We start from the raw sequence: 19,536 nt of genomic DNA, 5'->3' as shown, positions 1-19,536 counted from the left end.
AGAATCAGCCTCTGCGACGTCGGGCCAGGACGGTGACCGCCTCGGCCAGGGCACGGGGGTCGAGCGGGTGCGGCACCGCGGCGTCGGCCCGGGACCAGGTGGCCAGCCAGGCGTCCTGCGGGCGGCCGGTGAGCACCAGGATCGGCGGGCACTCGAAGATCTCTTCCTTGAGCTGACGGCAGACCCCCATGCCACCGGCCGGGACCGCCTCGCCGTCCAGCACCAGGACGTCGAAACCACCGTTGTCCACCGCGCTGATCACGGCCGCCGGAGTGGCGCACTCGGTCCACTGCACCGGGGGCAGGTCGACCGCGAGTCGCTTGCCGATGGCCATCCGCACCTTGGTGCGCACGTCCGAGTCGTCGCTGTACAGCAGCACCGAGACCGGCTTGGGCCCGGACACCGGCTGGGCGCCGCTCAGCCGTGGGTCCTCGTGGGCGTCGGGCTCGCTGGGCGGCAGCGGCACCAGTGCGTCGCCCGAGTGGTCACCGGTGGAAGCAGTGGCGCCGCGATGGGCCGAGGTCGTCGTCATCGATCGCTCTCCTGGAGGCGTGATTCATTCCCTCACGTGCCCCCGCCCGGCCCGCTCGCGGTTCTCGATCCGATGGGTCCGACGGATGCCTGCGTGTCGAGCGTGATCGTACCGAAGGGCCGGATCGTGCCCCCACCCGGATGGTCGGCCGGCAGTGACCGAAAGCGACGGCCGGCCCCGTTCGACCGAGCCCTCCCGGAGGTCTCGAAGTGCCGACACGCCGGGAGACGGGAAAGTCGTCGGGATACCGGGTGAACGACTCCGCGTGTCGGAGGGAATTGCCCGGCGAACGTGGGGTGAAGGCAACAGGAAGGCGTTCGGTGAGCCGATGAAGCCTCACGTGACGGCCTATGACGAGCAGCGACCGGCGGGTGGTGACCGCGGTCCGGAAGGCTCTGCCGAATTACGTGATACGAGCCTTTCGAAACCCTCCACCACCTGCGGGAAACCCGCTCAGGCAACAGTTAGGACACGGCGAGGGGCAGACAAGTGCCCCCCGTCCTACATCCGGATCGGCGTGAGGCCATAATGACGCCCGTGGCATCCGTAGCGGCAGTAGACGGCCCGGCAGGGCCGAACGTTCATGCGACTCTCAACCGACCCAACATGGTTCAGGTCGGCACGATCGTTTGGCTCTCCAGCGAGCTGATGTTCTTCGCGGGTCTCTTCGCGATGTACTTCACGATCCGTGCCGTCCAGCCCGAACTGTGGGCGACCGAGCCGCTCAAGCTCGACATCCCTTTCTCGACGATCAACACGATCAACCTGGTGCTCAGTTCCGTCTGGTGCCAGATGGGCGTGTTCGCCGCCGAGCGTTTCCAGCCGAGCGCCCTCGGCACCTGGTGGGCCCCCTGGACCCGCGAGCACAAGTGGCGCAACTGGGGCATGCGGGAGTGGTACCTGCTGACGTACGTCGCGGGCGCCGTCTTCATCTGCGGCCAGGTGTACGAGTACGCACACCTGATCGCGGAGGGCCTGACCCTCGGCACCAACGGGTACGGCTCGGTCTTCTACATGACCACCGGTTTCCACGGTATGCACGTCACCGGTGGGCTCATCGCCTTCCTGCTGATCATCGGCCGCAGTTTCGCGGCCAAGCGCTTCGGCCATGCGGAGGCCACCAGCGCCATCGTCACGTCGTACTACTGGCACTTCGTGGACGTGGTCTGGATCGGTCTCTTCTTCGTCATCTACGTCATCAAGTGAGAAACCCGATGACCGCTACGACGCAGGCCGTTTCGCCTGTACCTACCTCGGAACGTAGGAGTTCTACATCGTGAGCGCACTCGCTGCCCGGCGGCGGCACCCGTTGGCCACAGCACTGATCGTGCTGCTCGGCCTGCTCGTGACGGGCGTGGCCTACGCCGCCGTGATGCCCAGCACGGCGGATGCCTCGACCAGCACAGCCTCGGCCGACGACATCGAGGAGGGCCGCAAGCTCTTCCTCGCCAACTGCTCCACCTGCCACGGCCTCGACGCGGAGGGCCGCAACGAGGCCCCCTCGCTGATCGGCGTCGGCGCGGCCTCGGTCGACTTCCAGGTCGGCACCGGCCGCATGCCGCTGGCCATGAGCGGCCCGCAGGCCCCCGAGGCCACCGTCGAGCTCAGCGACGAGCAGACGGCCCAGCTGTCCGCCTACGTCGCCAGCCTCGGCGCCGGCCCGGCCATCCCGGACGAGGAGCTGCTCGACCCCGCCCAGGGCGACGTCTCCAAGGGTGCCGCGATCTTCCGCACCAACTGCGCCATGTGCCACAACGCGGCCGGTTCCCGCGGTGCGCTGACCCGGGGCAAGTTCGCCCCGCCGCTGACCGACGTCGAGCCGAAGTACATCTACGAAGCCATGATCAGCGGCCCCCAGTCGATGCCGGTCTTCCCGGACCAGACCATCGGCCCGGAGGAGAAGCGGGACGTCATCGCCTTCCTGACCACGATCAGTGAGTCCCCGGACCCGGGCGGCATGTCGCTGGGCCGGCTCGGCCCGGTGACCGAGGGCCTGGTGGCCTGGGTCGTCGGTCTCACGATGCTGATCGGTTTCGCGGTCTGGCTGGGGGCGAAGTCCTCGTGAGCAAGGAAACGGGTGGGACGATGAGCACGCACGAACCGGACCACGGTGGGTCCGACGTCGCCGTCCACGACGGTGACCTCCCGGCCAGGTTCGAGAACCCCGGCCTGCCGGAGCACAAGCACCGGCTGGCCGACACCGACCCGAAGGCCGCCAAGCGCGCCGAGCGGCAGGTAGCCCTGCTGTTCCTGCTGTCGATCGTCGGCACGCTGGTGATGATCGTCGGCTACTTCGTGGTCAAGATGGACCACGGTCTGGGCTTCCTGGACTATCTCGACCGCCTCGCGCTGTCGAACCAGGTCCTCGGCGTCGGCATGGCGGTCTCGCTGCTCGGTATCGGCGTCGGCGCGGTCCACTGGGCCAAGACGCTGATGTCCGACGAGGAGCGGATCGACTACCGGCACCTGCAGCGCGGCACCGACGAGGAGCGCGCCGAGGCCGTCGAGATGCTGAAGACCGGCGTGGAGGAGTCCGGTTTCGGCCGCCGCCCGCTGATCCGCAACACGCTGATCGGTGCGCTGGCGCTGTTCCCGCTGCCGGGTGTCCTGCTGTTCCGCGACACCGGGCCGCTGCCGGGCAAGACCCTGACCACCACCATCTGGAAGAAGGGCGACCGGCTCGTCCTTGACCCGGAGGGTGGCCCGATCAAGGCATCCGACATGGTCCTGGGGGCCGTCGCGCACATCATGCCGGAGGGCATCGAGGAGGCCGACCACGTCCTCAACGAGAAGGCCAAGGCAGCGGTGCTGCTGATCCGTCTCGAGGAGGACCAGCTGGCGCCCGAGTCGCTGCCCGGCTCCTACGGCGGCATCGTCGCGTACTCGAAGATCTGCACCCACATGGGCTGCCCGGTGGCTCTGTACGAGCAGCGCACGCACCACCTGCTCTGCCCGTGCCACCAGTCGACCTTCGACCTCACGCAGAACTGCAAGGTCATCTTCGGTCCGGCGAAGCGGGCGCTGCCCCAGCTTCCGATCACCGTGGACGACGAGGGATACTTGGTGGCAGCAGCGCCGTTCGGTGAGCCCGTCGGCCCGAGCTACTGGGAGCGTTCATGAGCACCACCAGTCCTCTCGAGAAGGCCGGTGCCACGACCGGGAACTGGCTCGACGAACGCGTCGGGGCCTCCAAGGTCGTCCGGGGTTTCTCCCGCAAGATCTTCCCCGACCACTGGTCGTTCATGCTCGGTGAGGTCGCGCTCTACAGCTTCGTCATCCTGCTGCTGAGCGGCACCTTCCTGACCTTCTGGTTCATCCCGAGCGCGGCCGAGACCACCTACAACGGTCCCTACGCCCCGCTCGCCGGGCAGCACGTCTCCGAGGCGTTCGACTCCACGCTGCACCTGTCGTTCGAGGTCCGTGGTGGTCTGCTGATGCGGCAGGTCCACCACTGGGCGGCGCTGGTCTTCGTGGTCTCGATGATCGTGCACATGTTCCGGATCTTCTTCACCGGCGCGTTCCGCAAGCCGCGTGAGCTCAACTGGGTCATCGGCATGGTGCTGGCGCTGCTGGCACTGATCGAGGGTTTCCTCGGTTACTCGATGGTGGACGACCTGCTGTCCGGCAACGGTCTGCGGATCGCCCAGGCCATCATTCTGGGTATCCCGGTGGTCGGCTCGTACGTCAGCTTCTTCCTGTTCGGCGGCGAGTTCCCGGGTGAGGCCTTCATCCCGCGGTTCTTCGTCCTGCACGTGCTGCTGATCCCGGCGATCATGCTCGTGCTGATCACGGTCCACCTGATCCTGGTGGTCGTGCACAAGCACACCCAGTACCCCGGCCCGGGCCGGACCAACAACAACGTGGTCGGGTTCCCGCTGTTCCCGATCTACACGGCGAAGGCCGGCGGGTTCTTCTTCATCGTCTTCGGCGTGATCGCCCTGATGGGCGCGTTGTTCCAGATCAACCCGGTGTGGATCTACGGCCCGTACGACCCGTCACCGATCGGAGCCGGCGCGCAGCCCGACTTCTACATGGGCTTCCTCGACGGCGCGGTCCGAATAATGCCCGGGTTCGTGGAGTTCGAGATCTGGGGCCACACGGTCTCGCCGAACATCTTCATCCCGACCCTGGTGGTACCGGGCCTGATGGTGACGCCGGCGCTGCTGTACCCGTGGATCGAGCAGTGGGTCACCGGTGACAAGCGCGAGCACCACCTGCTCGACCGCCCGCGCAACGCGCCGACCCGCACCGCCCTGGGCGTCATGGCGATCACGGCCTACGTTCTGCTGTGGATCAGTGGTGGTAACGACATCATCGCCACCCACCTGCACCTGTCGATCAGCGACATCACGTACTTCCTGCGGGGCGGCGTGTTCGTCCTGCCCGCCCTGGCCTACGTGATCACCAAGCGGATCTGCATCGGCCTGCAGCGCAAGGACCGCGAGAAGGTGCTGCACGGCCGGGAGACCGGCCGGGTGTTCCGGACCGAGGAGGGCGAGGTGTTCGAGCTGCACGCCCCGCTGTCGGCCGAGGACCGCTGGCTGCTCGTCGGCTTCGACTCGCCCGAGCCGGCGCGGGCCCTTCCGGCCACCGACGCCTCGGGGGTCCGCCGTCCGGGCGGCGCGCTGGAGAAGCTGCGCCAGAAGGTCAGCCGGTTCTACTTCGAGGACCGGGTCGCTCCGGTGACGCCGGCCGAGCTCGCCGCCGCCCACCACCACGGTGAGCACGAAGAGGTCTCGGCCAGCGGGGGCGCGCGGCCCGAGGTCGAATCCGGCCACTGATCGCAGGCTGATCACAGCAGGACCCGTGAGGGCCGGCGCCGATCCTTCGGGGATCGGGGCCGGCCCTTCTGCTTTTGGACGTGCGTGCCGGGGTTGCGCTGAGTGCTTTCCTGGCAGGGTGGTCGGGTGAGCGCAGAGGAAGTTCTGACCGGCGGCGTGAACGAGGTAGTGCGCATCGGGAACACGGTGCGCCGCCCGACCGGCCCGTGGACGCCCGCGGTCCACGGGCTCCTGCAGCACCTGCGGGAGCAAGGGTTCACTGCAGCCCCGGCCGTGCACGGTGTCACCGACGACGGGCATGAGGTTCTGGACTTCATCCCCGGCGAGGTGAGCAACTACCCGCCGACCCCGGCCGCGCGTTCGGCCCAGGCGCTGACGAGTGCGGCCCGGCTGCTGAGGGCGTATCACGACTGCACGGTGGACTACGCGGCTGCGGCGGGCGACGGCTGGATGCTGCCCGCACGCTCACCGGTGGAGGTGATCTGCCACAGCGACTACGCGCCGCACAACTGTGTGCTGAGCGGCGAAGAGGTTGTGGGGATCATCGACTTCGACACGGCCCACCCCGGCCCTCGGCTCTGGGACGTGGCCTACGCCGTGTACCGCTGGGCGCCACTGACCGCCCCGGCCAACGACTCCGGGTTCGGCGCGGTGGCGGAGCAGGCGTTGCGGGCCCGGCAATTCTGCGACGCCTATGGTCTGGACGGGGCCGGTCGGGCCGGGCTGATCGACATGGTGGTGACGCGGTTGCATGCCCTGGTCGACTTCATGAGGGCTCAGGCGCAGGCCGGTTCGGCGGCGTTCGCCTCGCACGTGGCGGACGGGCACGACCGGCTCTACCTGGCGGACGTAGAACATGTGCTCGGTCACCGGGCGGCGCTGGAGCGGGAGTTGCTGGCCGGGGGTTGAGCTTTCGTCTGCTCGCGTTCGTCCTTCAACGGTATGTGTGCGGCCTACTGCGAACAGCGGTCTTTGTACGTGCGGGCCACAGGCTGCTCCTACGGAAGCTGGATCGTGCGGTGCACCTCTTTCGGTAGCCCGAATCGGGCCTGGGCCGCCCCCTTCACCGGCCAGGCCCACGTGCCCTCCAGTTCGACCAGACGGGTACCGGGCTGCTCCAGCCAGTTCAGGACGATCTCGGTCTCTTCCGGGTGCGCGGAGGGGTAGGGCACGTCGCGAGGCTGGACGACCTCGCCGGTGAGGTTCAGTGCGTCCACATAGGGCATCGGGTCGGCTCCGGGCGGCGACACGCTCGTGCCGGCCAGACGGCCGTGACGGACCAGGGCGAACTCCCAGCCGCCCCGTTCGAGGCGGCGGGCGCCGATCAGGTGGGGCACGGCGGCGATCGGGGCCAGGCGCTGGGCCCGGGCGGCGCCGCGCAGGTACGACAGCAGCCGATCCCGGTGCTGGGCGGCTTCTTCGTAGCGTTGCAGCTCCGACAGGGACGTGGCTCGGCGCAGCGACGCCTCCACCACCGGGCCGGCGTCGGTGAGCAGGGCCGCGCGGACCTGTTCGACGACCTCGTTGTAGGCCGGGATGTCGATGCCGCCGATGCAGGGGGCTCCGCAGCGGCCGATCTCGGCGAGGATGCAGGCGCTGGCGTTCTTGGACGGGCGCCGAGGCAGTTTGGGCGTGCAGCGGCGCAGGGGGTAGGCCTCGTGGATGGCGGCCACGGCCAGCTCGGCCTGCTCCTGCGAGGGGAAAGGGCCGGTGTAGGTGGCGCCGTCGGCCACCACCTCGCGCACCACGGAGAGCCGGGGGTAGGCCTCCGCGGTCAGTTTGAGCCACGGCTTGCGTTCGGGAGCCTTGGAACGGCGGTTGTAGGGCGGGGCGTGCTCGGCGATCAGGCGGATCTCGCGCACTTTGGCCTCGAGCGTGGTGGCGCAGGGCACGGGCGTGACTTTGGCGGCCCGGGCGACCATCTCGCGCATGCGGCTGCGTTGCTCGGCCGCGGTGAAGTAGTTACGCACCCGGGTACGGATGTTGACCGAGGTGCCGACGTAGAGCACCTCGCCCTTCTCGTCGCGGAACATGTAGACGCCGGGACCGGTGGGCATACCGTCGGCCAGATGGCGCTTGCGGCGGGTGCTCTCGGGCACCTTGGCGGAGAACCCGCGCAGTTCGCCGAGGGTGGTGACGCCGAGCGTGCCGATCCGGCTGAGAAGGGCGTGCAGCACGTGCACGGTGGCCCGGGCATCGTGCAGCGCCCGGTGATCGGGCTCGACGGGGGAGCCGAACAGCGTGGCCAGGGTGTGCAGCTTGCGGTTGGGCGCCTCGTCGCGGCTGACGATGTGCCGCGCCAGTTTCACGGTGTCGATCACCGTGGGGGAGGGCCAGGGGTGCCCGAACCGCTCGCAGGCGGCCTTGACGAAACCCACGTCGTAGGGGGCGTTGTGGGCGACCAGCACGCTGCCGGAGCAGAACTCCAGGAACGAGGGCAGCACGGCGCCGAGGGAGGGGGCACCGGAGACCATCGAGTCGGTGATGCCGGTGAGCAGCGAGATGAACGCCGGGATCGGGCTCTCCGGCCGGACCAGGGTCTGGAACTCACCCAGCACCTCACCGCCGCGCACCTTGACCGCGCCGAACTCGGTGATGCCGGCGTCGGCCGGGGCGCCACCGGTGGTCTCCAGGTCGAACACCACGAACGTGACTTCGGACAGGGCCTGGGCATCGTTCTTCCCGGCCCCGGTGACAACTATTTCTTCGGGCCAGAGCGCCTCCTGGGTGGCGACCGCCGACTCGGTACTGCTCATGCGAGGACCGTATGTCAGCCCACCGACAGTCTTGGCGTCGGCCCTGTCCCCGCCGCGCTCACGCCAAGACTGTCGGTGGTCACCCCTAGCGTTCTCCTCATCGGCACCGCGCCGTCCGGGCAGCACGATCGATCGTGATCCACAGGCCCGTGAGCATTCTCGGAGGGGCACCATGTTGATTGACTGCGACTCCTGCGCCGTTCGTGGCCCGGCCTGCCGTGACTGCGTGGTCACCGTGCTGCTCGGGGCCCCCACGGTGCGGCGCACCGGGCGCGACCGGCTCCCGGGCACCGGAATCGACCTGGACGGTAAGGAGCAGGCGGCGATCGCCGTCCTGGCCGGCTCCGGGCTGGTCCCGCCGCTGCGCCTCGTGGCCCGGCCGGTCGACCCGGACGAGGCCGGAGTCCTGAACTGGGACCACGAGCCCGCCGGGCGGGAAGGTGGCCGTGAGCCGCACCGTGAGCACAACCGCAGGCCGGAGCGCCGCGAGGGCGCGGCCTAGTTTCAGTAAGGCAGGTGCCTTGCTGCGGTGGGGCAGGTGCGTAGTTCTAGTGGGACGAGTGCCTACTTCTCGTGGGACGAGTGCCTAGTTCCAGTGGGACGAGTGCCTAGTTCCAGTGGGACGAGTGCCTAGTTCCAGTGGGACGAGTGCCTAGTTCCAGTGGGACGAGTGCCTAGTTCCAGTGGGACGAGTGCCTAGTTCCAGTAGGCAGGTGATCCAGCACCCGTCGGCAGGTGTCAAGTTTCAGTGGAGCGGATGCCTGGTCCTGGTGGGCAGCGGAATGCGTTGTCCTTGGCTCCTTGGCTCCTTGGCTCCTTGGCTCCTTGGCTCCTTGGCTCCTTGGCTCCTTGGCTCTGCAGGTCTGTGGCCCGAATTGGGCGTAGTGCAGGCCTATACCCGCAAGCCCGGCGTAGAGCGAGTCTGCAGTGCAACTGTCGTCGGCGTCTCGACCGGGCGTCTCGACTGGGCGTCTCGACTGGGCGTCTCGACTGGGCGTCTCGATCGGGCGTCTCGATCGGATGGCCGGGCGTATTGACCTGGCAACCTGGCCGGATGCCTTGACCGGGCGTCTCGACCGGGCGTCTCGACCGGGCGTCGCCACCCGGCAACTTGGCCGGGCGTCTCGACCGGGCGTCGCCACCCGGCAACTTGGCCGGGCGCCTTGACCGGGCGTTTCGACCGGATGACCTGGCGCTTCGACCCGACAGCACGGACAGCATTCAGCGGTTTCACGGTGGGCCCGGCTGGTGAGCTGGGCTGAGGCCTGGCTGGTGGGCTTGATCGGCATCGGTGCCTCGCCAGCGAGGGCGGTTGCCGCGTTCGATCCATGGTTCGGCCTGATGCAGCCTGCGGAAGGGAAAGCCGGCGTCGTGGCCTGTCGGCCTACTCGACGTGGTAGGCAACGCTCACGGATTGGCCGAGACGGAAATGATTGCCTCGGCGACCTAAATTGCAACGCGGGTGAAAGAAATTGGCCAAGCTGCGGTCCCTCGGTTCGTGGGCCGACCGCATATCGCAAAACCCAAGGGGTGCTCCGGATGCTGCCCGCTTGGACCGGCTTCAGGAGTCCCTTCGGCACTCGTACTGCCTTCGTCACCCTGCGTCTCACGTCCCTCACCGCTCAATCACCGTGACAGCCCCCGGTGTCATTGCCGCGAATCGGGCGAAACCTCTCTAAGGCACGCTTCGGGGAACGTTAAAATTTTATGACTCAAGTTAAGGATGGGGTGTCGATATAGGCATCTAGCAGCCAGGATTACCCTCCGCACACTTCGTGCGGCTAAGCGCTGACTTTGGTAGGGGTGTCCCTGCCCGATATCTTTCCTCCGTTCACAGACCGTCGCCGCACCCGAGGCCTGGAGCCTTTTTCTGCGGCACGGCTCAGTTTCCGTCACGGCGAGTTTCCCGTCGTGCGGGCGCCAGAACGGAGAGCTCGCGCTTGCGATCGGACGGACCGAAACCCGGCCAGCCTGCAGAACAGCGGTCTGATGTCCAGCACTCCCAGTCGCGCGACGCCGCGCCCGGGTCGCAGCTCGTTGTCGGTGATGAGTCGAGAAGAGCCGGCAGTGCCTTCACGAGAAGTCGCTCCCACGGTCTGCGTCTGACCGGCTGGCGTCGTTTCGCCGGTGTTCTGCTTCCGCTCGCCCTGGCCGGAGGCGTCGTCTTCGCCTCGCCCACGGCCAGCGCGGTGCCGAACCCGAGCGTCGGCGACGTCAAGAAGAAGGTCGAGAAGCTCCGCGAGGAGGCCGACCAGGCCGCGGAGGACCACGCCGAGACCCGCGAGAAGCTGAAGTCGACCAAGGTCAAGCTGAAGGCGGCGAAGAAGGAGCTCAAGGAGCAGGAGGGCCGGGTCCAGGTCCTCAAGGAGCAGGTCGGCCTGCTCGCGGCCGAGAGCTACCGTCGCGGTGAGCTGTCCGCGCTCGACCTGATGCTCTCGGACGACCCGGAGTCCGCGCTCTCCAAGGCCGGCTACCTGCCCTCGCTGTCGGAGCGGCAGAGCGGTGCGCTGAACAACCTGGCCGACGCTCAGAAGAAGCTTCTGGACACCCAGAAGTCGATGGAGGAGCAGGTCAAGTCCATCGAGAAGGCCAAGGTCAAGATGGAGAAGGACGAGAAGAAGGCGAAGCAGCGGCTGGCCGCTGCCGAGTCCGAACTCAGCACTCTCCAGGCCAGTGAGCGCGCAGCCGTCAACAACGCCACCGGTGCCGGCGGCATGCCCACCGACCAGACGGCCGGAACGTGCAACAGTGCGGCCGCGGCGGCGCCTTCGGCCGCAGCCCGCACGGCCATCCAGTTCGCCTGCGGTGAGCAGGGCAAGCCGTACGTCTGGGCCGCGGACGGTCCCAGCTCCTACGACTGCTCCGGTCTGACCATGAAGGCCTACGCGGCTGCCGGTGTCTCGCTGCCGCACAGCTCGCGGATGCAGGCCGGCTACGGCACCTCGGTCAGCACCAGCTCGATGGCCCCCGGCGACCTGGTGTTCTTCAACTCGCCGATCAGCCACGTGGGCATCTACCTGGGCAACAACACGATGGTGCATGCGCCCTCGAGCGGTGACGTGGTGAAGGTGGCCAAGCTCTACTCCGCCCCGGTCGCCGCGGCCCGCCTCGGCTAGCAGAACCGCCCGGAACGGCCTCGCCCCCAGCGATCTGCTGAGGGCGAGGCCGTTTCACATTTTGCTGAACACCGCCAGGGCCTCCGCGTCGGACGGGATGGACCGCACGTTCTCCTCGATGAACTCGTCCAGCCCGGGGTAGCCGCCGGCCTCGGCCCGGAACAGCTCGGCGGCCGCATCCAGGTCGTACTCGCTGTGCCGCAGCACGACCGATGGGCCCAGCAGAGCCCAGTAGGCACCGGGAACACCGGCGTAGGGCATGCCCACGCTGCCGGGATTGACGAAACGCCGACGGTCGGCGAGGCGGTCGAACGGCATGTGCGTGTGACCGAGCACCACTGTCGGCTCGTCGAACTCCGCGAAGGCCTCGGCGTAGGTACTCATCGCAGAGTCCACGAGCACGATCTCCGTGTCGCTGCGGGTGGTGGCGTGGCAGAAGCGCACCGGTCCCAGGTCGTCGATCTCCAGCCGCACCGATAATGGGAGGTCGTCTATCAGGTCGCGTTGTGCGCGGGAGAGCGCAGCCGCCGTGTACGCGGTGGTGGCCTGTACATCCGGCGGCAGCGACTCGTCCGCTGTTCCGGTGTCGTAGGCCCGCAACACCTCGCGTTCGCAGTTGCCGTGGACCCAGACCACCCGATCGCCGAGCGCAGCGAGTCTGTCCAAGGTCTGCGCGGGCATTGGGCCGGTGGTGATGTCGCCGTTGAGGACGAACGCATCTACCCCTGCCAGTTCCGCGTCCCGCAGTACAGCTTCGAGCGCGGGCAGATTTCCGTGGACGTCGGCCAGAACTGCTACTCGCATGCGTGCCTCCCCATGGGTAAGCCACGAGAATCCAGCGCCGCCGCAGCCCGGGCAAGGACATCTGCTTTCCGCGAAGCCGGCGGCGAGGAACGGCATGGAGCATTGACCGCGCTGGGTAATCTGACCCGATGCGGCGGGTCCTGGTCTTCGGCGCCCTGCTGCTCCTCGCCGTTCTCACCGTCGCGCTCGTAGACGCCCCAGCGACCAGTCCCGGTGCCGCCGCCACCGCGTCCCTCGGGTCGGCGACGCCCCCCACAGCTTCCCCGGCGCCGGATTCGGGCCCAGGCTCTTCCACGTCTTCAAACAAAAAGACGTCGGGGGCTGCGGCTGTCTCCGACCGATGCCGCGTAACCGGGCCTACAGAGCTGCAGAAACTCGTGGAGCAGCTGGCCGCCCTGTGTGAACCGTCGGCCCAGACGGTTGATGCGATCTGGGGGAGTACCTGGGCCGACGGCGCCGGGCAGCAAACTCGCCTGGTTGTCGCCGGTGACATCCAGGCGCTGGCGGGGCTGTTGAAACGCGCGAACACAGATGGGCTGGCCAAGACGGCGGCCGTCACCGTAGGCCCGAAGCACTCCCAGGCAGACGCGGTCTATATCAATGGCCCCGCGTTCGTGGAGCTGAGTGACCTAGGGCGCGAGGTCGTCCTTACGCACGAGCTGGTTCACGTCGCGTCCCGCGCAACGGGGGACTGGGATGCTCCTACCTGGCTCGAAGAGGGCTTCGCCGACTACGTGGCCTATCGCCACACCGATCTCACCCCGCGTCAGATCGCTGAGGCTGCTCTTGATGCCCCCCTGCCACAAGCTCTTCCAACTAAGGACGATTTCGACGCCGCGGGCTCGAACGCTGCGGTTTCGTACGGACGGTCGTGGGTAGCGGTAATGCTGCTCGCCGAGCGCCTGGGCGGGGATGCCGCGATGAAGAGCTTTTACGAGAGGACGGCTCACAGGGGTATCGAGGACGCGTGGGGGTCGGCAGGGTTCGAGGACGAGGCAGCGTTCGTGCAGGCGTGGCGGGAGGAGATCCAGGAACTCAGGTTGGGCTGAAGGGGATTGGGGCGGGCAGGCTCGGGGTGGGAGAGTTGAAGAGCGCCCAACAGGCCGCATGATCTTGCACGACCGGAAGGACCAGGCCGAAGTGGTAACCCCGTGAGCGGACGCACGCTCATCATCACCAACGACTTCCCCCCGCGTACCGGTGGCATCGAGTCGTTCGTCCTGGCCATGGCCCGGCGCTTCCCGCCCGGGCAGGTCGTCGTGCACACCAAGCGGCAGAAGGGCGATGCCGAGTTCGACGCCGGGCTGGATTTCCCGGTGGTCCGGGACAAGTCGCCGATCATGCTTCCCACCCCGGCCATCACGCGGCGGTCCATCGAGATCGCCAAGGCCGAGGGCTGCGACCGGGTCTGGTTCGGGGCAGCGGCGCCGCTGGGACTGATGGCGCCCAGGCTGCGCGCGGCCGGCATCGAGCGAATCGTTGCCACCACGCACGGGCACGAGGTGTGGTGGTCGGTGGTGCCCGGGGCCCGGGGGTTGATGCGGCGCATCGGGCGTCACGTGGACGTGCTGACCTATCTGGGCGAGTACACCCGTAGCCGGATCGCTCCGGCGCTCGATCCGGCTGCTCTGACGCGCTTCGTGCAGCTGACGCCGGGAGTGGACGACTCGGTGTTCAACCCCACCGTCGACGGGGCGCAGGTGCGGGCCGAGCTGGGGCTGGGCAACCGGCCGGTGGTGGTCTGTGTCTCCCGCATGGTGGCTCGTAAAGGGCAGGACACGCTGGTCGAGGCGTTGCCGCGGATCCGCGAGCGGGTTCCGGACGCTGCGCTGCTTCTGGTCGGGGACGGCCCCTACCGCTCCGAGGTGGAGCGGCGGATCGCCCGGGCCGGGCTGGACGAGCACGTCTTCGTCACCGGGCGGGTGTCCTGGACCCGGATCCCGGAGTACTTCGCCGCCGGCGACATGTTCTGCATGCCCGCGCGCACCCGGATGGGCGGGTTCGATCTGGAAGGCCTGGGCATCTGTTACCTGGAGGCCGCGGCGACCGGTCTGCCGGTGGTGGCGGGCGATTCGGGCGGGGCGCCCGACGCCGTGCTGGAGGGCGAGAACGGGTTCGTGGTCAGCGGGACCGACGCCCGGGCGGTGGCCGACCGGTGCGCCGACCTGCTGCTGGACAAGGAACTGGCCGCCAAGTTCGGGCAGCGCGGCCGGGAGTGGGTGCTGCAGAAGTGGCGCTGGGACGACCTGGCCGTGCAGTTGCAGCGCATGCTCGGCAGCGGTCGCTCAGCGCCGTGAACTGAGGCAGCGAGCTACGAGCCCTGGGGCACCGGTTCGACCGCTTCGGAGTCGGTGTCGGCATCGGGCCCAGACTCCTCGGCCGCTGGGTAGCGAGCGGCCGCCAGGGAGATCACGATCAGCGCGGCCACCAGCCAGTACTGGTTGTAGAACGCCTGCTTGTTCACCAGGTTCGCGACCAGGAGCACCATCGCGGCCCAGCGCAGCACGTTGGCCAGGTCGGGCTGCTGCCGGTGCACGCGGCGGATCGCCGAGCCCAGCGTGAACAGCACGGCGGCGCCGGTCAGGTAGAACGGCGGGGTCCAGCTCAGCTCGTTGATCGCGGCGATGAAGACGGTGTTGGCGAAGATCAGGGGCTGGAAGTCGATCAGCATGGTCACCGTGTCGTGCAGCATGTCCGACGGCGAGGCGATGAACCAGGGCAGCACGAACACCCCGGCCAGGCCGGCCGTGCCGATCGCCCGGCGCCAGCCGAAGACCGGCCAGACCGCGAGCACCGGCAGCAGCACGGCCAGGTGCTGTTTGCTGGCCAGCCCGAGAGCCAGGCAGATCATGGCCAGGACCATCTGCCGGCGGCGCACCGCGAGCGCCCAGCCGGCCAGGCAGGCCATGAGCAGCGGCTCGGTCCAGGCCTGCTCGACCTGGGTGGCGGTACCCGGCAGGACCAGCAGCAGACCGGCGGCACCGGTGGCGACCAGGGCGCGGACGGTCATCGGAGAGTGGGTGGCCTCGGCCGGGGCCGACTCGGTGGTGCGCCTGCCCGGACGGCCGAGCAGGAACACGGCCAGGGCCCCGAGCAGCGTGATCAGCGTCAGCGCCCAGCGCACGTCTCCGGCCAGCCAGCGCCCGGGAGCCAGGAGCAGCGCGGTGAACGGCAGATAGGTGAACGCGTCCTGCACACCCGGAGAGTTGGTCCAGTTCTGCGCGTACATGTTCTTGCCCTCGAGCATGCCGTCGGCGGCCTGCTGCAGGGTGATCCAGACGTCGATCTTCGGCTCGGGATCCCAGTGGATGAGCATGGCCGCGGCGGTGACGTAGCCCACGGCGGTGAGCCCCAGGGCGACGTAGGCCGGGCCCAGCCGGCGGCGGAGCGTGGAAAGGGCGATGCCCGCGGCCAACACGAGCGCCGCGGCCGCGAAGACCCAGCGGGTGAGCCAGCCCTGGCCGGGCGTGAGGTAGGTGTAAGGCCGCATGGTGACGTGGATGACCGCCACCAGCACGAGAGTGGCGGCGAGCGAGTAGCCGATCCACTGCAGAGGTGATCGCTGGGCCGACTCGAGGAACGACCCGGCCGACCCGGTGAACGGCTTACGGGCGCTGCCGGCGACCACCCACAGGCCGAGGGCCACGGCCAGGACCACGTAGATCACCACGATCCACAGCCGGTAACGAACAACACTGTGCGTAGCCACCGCCATGCCGATGGTCAGCAGCACCAGAACGACGCCGGTAGCGATCGGGGAGCTGCGGCGCAGTGCGGGGCGGGGCTGCGGATCGGCCTGATCCGGGAGGCTGGGCGGGACCATGCGCTCCACCATAGAGGCCGGGCCGGTCCGGTTCTGACGCCTGTGGACAACCGCGACGCCCCCGGTACCCACCCGTTACCCCGGTTGCCGGTCAACGCCCGATCAGTACGTTTTCGGCCGGCCCGCACGGGGGCCTTGGACCGGTATCCCTACTTGTTGGGATCGCTCGGGTCGCAGTGCGGCATCGACTGCCGGTTCTCGATGCAGTCCGAAGTGCCCTGGAAGGTGCTCTCGATGAGGCTCCCGAAACCGAACACCACGGCGACGATCACCGCGGCGATGGCGGCCACCATCAGGGCGTACTCGACGGCGGAGGCACCTCGGTCGCCGGCCGAGGGTACAACCCGGCGGGTCCGGGAAATCATCCGTTCCTCCTTCGGTTCCGGCGTGGCTGCGGACCACACCGGGTGTTGCCCCCCGTCACTGCTCCCCACCCTTACACAAGCCGCCCGTGACGTTCGGTCATCTCGACGATGATCGGCTGAACACCTGATCAGTAGCCGGTGCCGGTGGCTCCCGGCGGAAGGGACCGGCCGGGAAGTCTTCCTACTGCTCAGTCATTCTGCCGTCGCGCACGCCCTCGATGAGGGGGAATGGGTAAGTTCGTGGCTGCTGTCACTCTCTGCCCGCCACTGCAGTCACACGTTGCTGCCGCGTCCCGAAACTGTCTGCTGGACAACCGGTGATCAGTGCACAGACATCGAAAGACCCGGAAACCTCAGGGGGTTTCCGGGTCTTTTCGAAAGGCTTGACCGGCCGGTCCGCGCAGCCGACCGGAAGGATGCGGATCAGGGCGTCGTGGTGGTCTTGCAGCCCTCTGCCGCCGTCGTGTTCGTGGTCGTCTTGGTGGTGAACGAGCTGCAGGTGTCGCTGAACGTCTTCGACACGATCGTGCCGAGACCGAAGACGACAGCGACGATCACGGCGGCGATGGCGGCGACCATCAGGCCGTACTCGACCGCGGAGGCGCCGCGGTCCTTCGCGGTGGACAACACCCTGCGGAGGTGGTTGAGCATGCGGATCCCTTTCGTGGGTGCTCGGTGGGTTGTTTCCCCCCGAAGACATGCTCAGCGTGCCACTCGGGTAGCGGTGTGTACCCAAGGTGCATAAGGGATCAAGCAAAGAGAGAGCCCCATTCCTCGGCCGTTCGGCCGAGGAATGGGGCTGGTGTTACTGAAAGACGTTTACCGGCAACGACATACGAGCACCTAGCGGCGCTTCGCGTCGTCCACCAGGCCGAGCCGGACGGCGGCCATCACCGCCTGGGCCCGGTTTCCGGCCCCCAGCTTCTCGTAGATGTTGGCCACGTGCGTCTTTGCCGTCGACTCGCTGATGTAGAGCCGGCGGGCGATCTGCGCGATGGCCAGGCCGTCGACCAGGAGATCGAGCACTTCCCGTTCTCGCGGAGACAGTTTCGGCCCTGCCGGGGCGCTCATCCGGCGCTGCATGGCGCCGGCCAGGTCTCGCGCCGTGAAGGCTCGCGGGTTGGCCGCCGCGTGCCGGGCGGCGGCGACGACCTCCTCGGCCGGGGCGTCTTTCCCCACGAAACCGGACGCGCCCGCGTCCAGAGCGGCGAAGACCTGCTCGTCCCCGGCGTACATCGTGAGGACGACGATGCCCATCGTCGGACTGCTCGCCCGCACCTGGGTGGTCAGCGTGATCCCGTCGCCGTCCGGAAGACGCACGTCGGTCACGAGAACGTCCGGCCGGAGCCGTTCCAGGGCATTGAGCGCGTCCGCGACCGAGGCCGCCTCGCCGACCACCTCGATATCACCTGCCCGGTCGAAGGCCCGTCGAAGGCCCTCCCGGATCAGCTGATGGTCGTCGACGAGCACAACCCGGAGGTTCGCCGTTGCGCTGGTCAATTAGTCACCTCCTGGTCGGCCCGGGCGTGTGAGGCCGCCCGGGTCCTGTCTGCCGGCCGGTTGGCCTGGTTGGACTGACTGCTCTGAGTGGAAGGAACGATGGTGGGTATCCCGTGCGGATCGGTGAGAGCCACGCGGGTGACCGCCGGGCGGGCCAGGTGCCGGGGCTCCAGGGGTGCGGAGGTCTCGGTGCCGAGCCCGACCTCGACCAGGGTGCCCCCGCCTTCCGGGCCGGGACCGACCCGGAGATTGGCGCCGATCCGGCGGGCGCGTTCGCGCATCCCCTGGATGCCGAAACTGTCGGCCCGGCCGGGTTTCAGCCCACGGCCGTCGTCGATGACGGTGATGTGGGCCCGAGGTGGTTCGACGGCCACGGTCAGCCAGAGGTTGGTGGCCTGCGCGTGCCGCCGGACGTTGGTGATCGCCTCCTGGACGATCCTCAGCAGTTCCACCTCGACGGTGATCGGGAGCCGCTTGGGCGACTCGTCCATGGACAGGTGGATCGCCAGGTCGGACTGGGCGGCGATGCGCTGGGCGTGCTCGCTCAGCGCGGCCCCCAGGCCGACCGTGTCGTTCACCCCGTGCCGCAGGTCGAAGATGCTCATCCGCAGATCGGCCACCATCGCCTGGAGCTGCTCGCGCACGGTGAGCACCTGCTGGGCCACCTCCGGGTCGGAGTTCTGCCGGATGTCGTCCAGCGCGTAGCCGACCGAGGCCAGGTCCTGGGCGATGCCGTCGTGGATCTCGCGGGCCAGGCGCATCCGCTCGTCGGTGGTGGCCAGCCGGCGCACGTCGTCGAACAGCATGGCCGAGGCCAGCCGGGGCCCGGACTGCTCGATCACGCTGCGGCAGCTGCGCAGCGACGCCGCGTCCAGCCCGGTCGCGGTGATCACCAGCACCAGGGCCACCACCCGCTCACCCATCAGCACCGGGATCGCGGCGAAGGAACGGCCCTGCGCCTCGCGTTTCACCGGCTGGGCGCTGACCCAGGCGTCCTCGATGGCCAGTTCCGAGGCCTCCGGCGGTTCCAGTCCCGACAGCGAGACGAACCGCCCGCCGGTGGAACGCACCAGCACGATGGCATCGGCCTGTGGCACCACGGAACGGATGTCCTCGGCCAGCGCGGCGGCCAGGGTGCGCGGGTCGAGACCCAGGCTGAGTTGCCGCGCCACGACGTGCAGTTCGGACAGCAGTCGGTGCGCGTCGGCGTAGGCGGGCTCGCTGTCGGGGGCCACGTCGGCCCGCAGCCGCCGGATCCAGGCACCCACCGTGGGCACCGCGACCAGGATGAAGACCCAGGCCACCAGAGCGTTGCTCTGGTTCAGCTTGGCCACCCCGATCTCCGAGGAGGTCAGGATCATCCCGCCCAGGGCGACCGCTGCGGTGGCCGCCGTGGCCAGGCCCAGCACCAGGCCGGAGGTGAGGCCGGCCATGAACAGCGGAACCGTCAGGTAGGGCAGGAAGAGCACCCCGCTGCCGCCCACGCCGCCGATGATCACTGACGCGGTGAGGGTTTCGGCGAGGGTGGGGATGATCGGTGGCACGGCTCCGGGCAACGGCAGGGAGGCCAGCGCCGCGACGCAGAAAAGCATCAGGGCCGGGATCACCGCTTCGCGGGGGGTCACGCCCCCGCTCTCGGCCACCGCGCTCATGGCGACGGCGGCGCTGGCGAAGATCAAGATGATTCCGGCGCGGATCACGAGGGGCACGAAGATGCTCTTCGCTCGTAGTTCCAGCACGGCCACGGTGACAATCTGCCACACGAGGGATACTCGTGGCTTGGGATCGTCCAATACGACCGTTAGATCCCCCAAGGTTTTAGGAATGCGACGAACCGATCTGATGGGTTAGGTCCTGAG

The 19,536-nt window shown here is 68.5% G+C and carries 17 protein-coding genes; 9 read left to right on the top strand and 8 right to left on the bottom strand.

Annotated elements, in window-relative coordinates:
- Positions 1-4: 4 nt before the first annotated feature.
- Entirely contained in the window at positions 5-403 is a 399-nt protein-coding gene (locus QSK18_RS36080) for a response regulator transcription factor (protein WP_408623826.1), read from the bottom strand.
- A gap of 657 nt (positions 404-1,060) precedes the next feature.
- Between QSK18_RS36080 and ctaE the strand changes: the two genes are divergently transcribed.
- The 5 genes from ctaE (at position 1,061) to QSK18_RS27890 (ending at position 6,222) form a co-directional block, all read left to right on the top strand.
- On the top strand, positions 1,061-1,738 hold the full coding sequence (gene ctaE, locus QSK18_RS27910) for an aa3-type cytochrome oxidase subunit III (RefSeq protein ID WP_408623787.1): 678 nt from the start codon (positions 1,061-1,063) through the stop codon (positions 1,736-1,738).
- A 70-nt stretch (positions 1,739-1,808) separates the two neighbouring features.
- The gene (gene qcrC / locus QSK18_RS27905; RefSeq protein WP_232812902.1) at positions 1,809-2,597 is read left to right on the top strand and encodes a cytochrome bc1 complex diheme cytochrome c subunit; all 789 of its coding nucleotides are present in this window, start codon (positions 1,809-1,811) and stop codon (positions 2,595-2,597) included.
- Positions 2,598-2,617: 20 nt separating this feature from the next.
- On the top strand, positions 2,618-3,652 hold the full coding sequence (qcrA, locus tag QSK18_RS27900) for a cytochrome bc1 complex Rieske iron-sulfur subunit (RefSeq protein ID WP_232812903.1): 1,035 nt from the start codon (positions 2,618-2,620) through the stop codon (positions 3,650-3,652).
- Entirely contained in the window at positions 3,649-5,313 is a 1,665-nt protein-coding gene (gene qcrB / locus QSK18_RS27895) for a cytochrome bc1 complex cytochrome b subunit (RefSeq protein ID WP_285625115.1), read from the top strand. The genes qcrA and qcrB overlap by 4 nt, the downstream gene beginning before the upstream one ends.
- A gap of 126 nt (positions 5,314-5,439) precedes the next feature.
- The gene (locus QSK18_RS27890; protein ID WP_285625113.1) at positions 5,440-6,222 is read left to right on the top strand and encodes a phosphotransferase; all 783 of its coding nucleotides are present in this window, start codon (positions 5,440-5,442) and stop codon (positions 6,220-6,222) included.
- Positions 6,223-6,311: 89 nt separating this feature from the next.
- Here the strand turns inward: QSK18_RS27890 and QSK18_RS27885 are convergent, their stop codons facing one another.
- Entirely contained in the window at positions 6,312-8,069 is a 1,758-nt protein-coding gene (locus QSK18_RS27885; protein WP_232812906.1) for a DEDD exonuclease domain-containing protein, read from the bottom strand.
- 172 nt (positions 8,070-8,241) lie between these two features.
- Between QSK18_RS27885 and QSK18_RS27880 the strand changes: the two genes are divergently transcribed.
- Together QSK18_RS27880 and QSK18_RS27875 are read left to right on the top strand one after the other, a co-directional pair.
- Complete coding sequence (locus tag QSK18_RS27880; RefSeq protein WP_232812907.1) at positions 8,242-8,571, top strand: hypothetical protein; 330 nt, start codon at positions 8,242-8,244, stop codon at positions 8,569-8,571.
- Between the two features lie 1,687 nt (positions 8,572-10,258).
- Positions 10,259-11,185, top strand: coding sequence for a C40 family peptidase (locus QSK18_RS27875; RefSeq protein ID WP_232812908.1), 927 nt, complete (start codon positions 10,259-10,261; stop codon positions 11,183-11,185).
- 54 nt (positions 11,186-11,239) lie between these two features.
- On the opposite strand, the gene QSK18_RS27870 is transcribed toward QSK18_RS27875, so the two are convergent.
- On the bottom strand, positions 11,240-11,989 hold the full coding sequence (locus QSK18_RS27870; protein ID WP_232812909.1) for a metallophosphoesterase family protein: 750 nt from the start codon (positions 11,987-11,989) through the stop codon (positions 11,240-11,242).
- Positions 11,990-12,366: 377 nt separating this feature from the next.
- On the opposite strand from QSK18_RS27870, the gene QSK18_RS27865 reads away from it, so the two are divergent.
- Positions 12,367-13,038 (top strand): gluzincin family metallopeptidase, encoded by a 672-nt coding sequence (locus tag QSK18_RS27865; RefSeq protein WP_285625107.1) that lies wholly within the window; start codon positions 12,367-12,369, stop codon positions 13,036-13,038.
- 102 nt (positions 13,039-13,140) lie between these two features.
- Positions 13,141-14,286 (top strand): glycosyltransferase family 4 protein, encoded by a 1,146-nt coding sequence (locus QSK18_RS27860; protein ID WP_285625104.1) that lies wholly within the window; start codon positions 13,141-13,143, stop codon positions 14,284-14,286.
- A gap of 14 nt (positions 14,287-14,300) precedes the next feature.
- On the opposite strand, the gene QSK18_RS27855 is transcribed toward QSK18_RS27860, so the two are convergent.
- The 5 genes from QSK18_RS27855 to QSK18_RS27835 form a co-directional block, all read right to left on the bottom strand.
- Positions 14,301-15,812, bottom strand: coding sequence for an ArnT family glycosyltransferase (locus QSK18_RS27855; protein ID WP_285625101.1), 1,512 nt, complete (start codon positions 15,810-15,812; stop codon positions 14,301-14,303).
- Between the two features lie 149 nt (positions 15,813-15,961).
- Positions 15,962-16,177 (bottom strand): Flp family type IVb pilin, encoded by a 216-nt coding sequence (locus QSK18_RS27850; protein ID WP_285625098.1) that lies wholly within the window; start codon positions 16,175-16,177, stop codon positions 15,962-15,964.
- A gap of 423 nt (positions 16,178-16,600) precedes the next feature.
- Positions 16,601-16,828, bottom strand: a complete 228-nt coding sequence (locus QSK18_RS27845; RefSeq protein ID WP_232812914.1) for a Flp family type IVb pilin — start codon at positions 16,826-16,828, stop codon at positions 16,601-16,603.
- Positions 16,829-17,020: 192 nt separating this feature from the next.
- Positions 17,021-17,677 (bottom strand): response regulator transcription factor, encoded by a 657-nt coding sequence (locus QSK18_RS27840; protein ID WP_232812915.1) that lies wholly within the window; start codon positions 17,675-17,677, stop codon positions 17,021-17,023.
- The gene (locus QSK18_RS27835; RefSeq protein WP_232812916.1) at positions 17,674-19,440 is read right to left on the bottom strand and encodes a sensor histidine kinase; all 1,767 of its coding nucleotides are present in this window, start codon (positions 19,438-19,440) and stop codon (positions 17,674-17,676) included. The genes QSK18_RS27840 and QSK18_RS27835 overlap by 4 nt, the downstream gene beginning before the upstream one ends.
- Positions 19,441-19,536: the final 96 nt, after the last annotated feature.

The organism is Kineosporia sp. NBRC 101677 (assembly GCF_030269265.1).
Lineage (GTDB): Bacteria > Actinomycetota > Actinomycetes > Actinomycetales > Kineosporiaceae > Kineosporia > Kineosporia rhizophila.
This window is presented reverse-complemented; position numbering and strand designations above follow the sequence as displayed.

Excerpts from the sequence above, each read along its gene's own strand:
- ctaE (WP_408623787.1), top strand. The coding sequence starts at position 1,061 with ATGACGCCCGTGGCATCCGTAGCGGCAGTAGACGGCCCGGCAGGGCCG.
- qcrA (WP_232812903.1), top strand. The coding sequence starts at position 2,618 with ATGAGCACGCACGAACCGGACCACGGTGGGTCCGACGTCGCCGTCCAC.
- qcrB (WP_285625115.1), top strand. The coding sequence starts at position 3,649 with ATGAGCACCACCAGTCCTCTCGAGAAGGCCGGTGCCACGACCGGGAAC.
- QSK18_RS27885 (WP_232812906.1), bottom strand. The coding sequence starts at position 8,069 with ATGAGCAGTACCGAGTCGGCGGTCGCCACCCAGGAGGCGCTCTGGCCC.
- QSK18_RS27880 (WP_232812907.1), top strand. The coding sequence starts at position 8,242 with ATGTTGATTGACTGCGACTCCTGCGCCGTTCGTGGCCCGGCCTGCCGT.
- QSK18_RS27870 (WP_232812909.1), bottom strand. The coding sequence starts at position 11,989 with ATGCGAGTAGCAGTTCTGGCCGACGTCCACGGAAATCTGCCCGCGCTC.
- QSK18_RS27855 (WP_285625101.1), bottom strand. The coding sequence starts at position 15,812 with ATGGTCCCGCCCAGCCTCCCGGATCAGGCCGATCCGCAGCCCCGCCCC.
- QSK18_RS27850 (WP_285625098.1), bottom strand. The coding sequence starts at position 16,177 with ATGATTTCCCGGACCCGCCGGGTTGTACCCTCGGCCGGCGACCGAGGT.
- QSK18_RS27845 (WP_232812914.1), bottom strand. The coding sequence starts at position 16,828 with ATGCTCAACCACCTCCGCAGGGTGTTGTCCACCGCGAAGGACCGCGGC.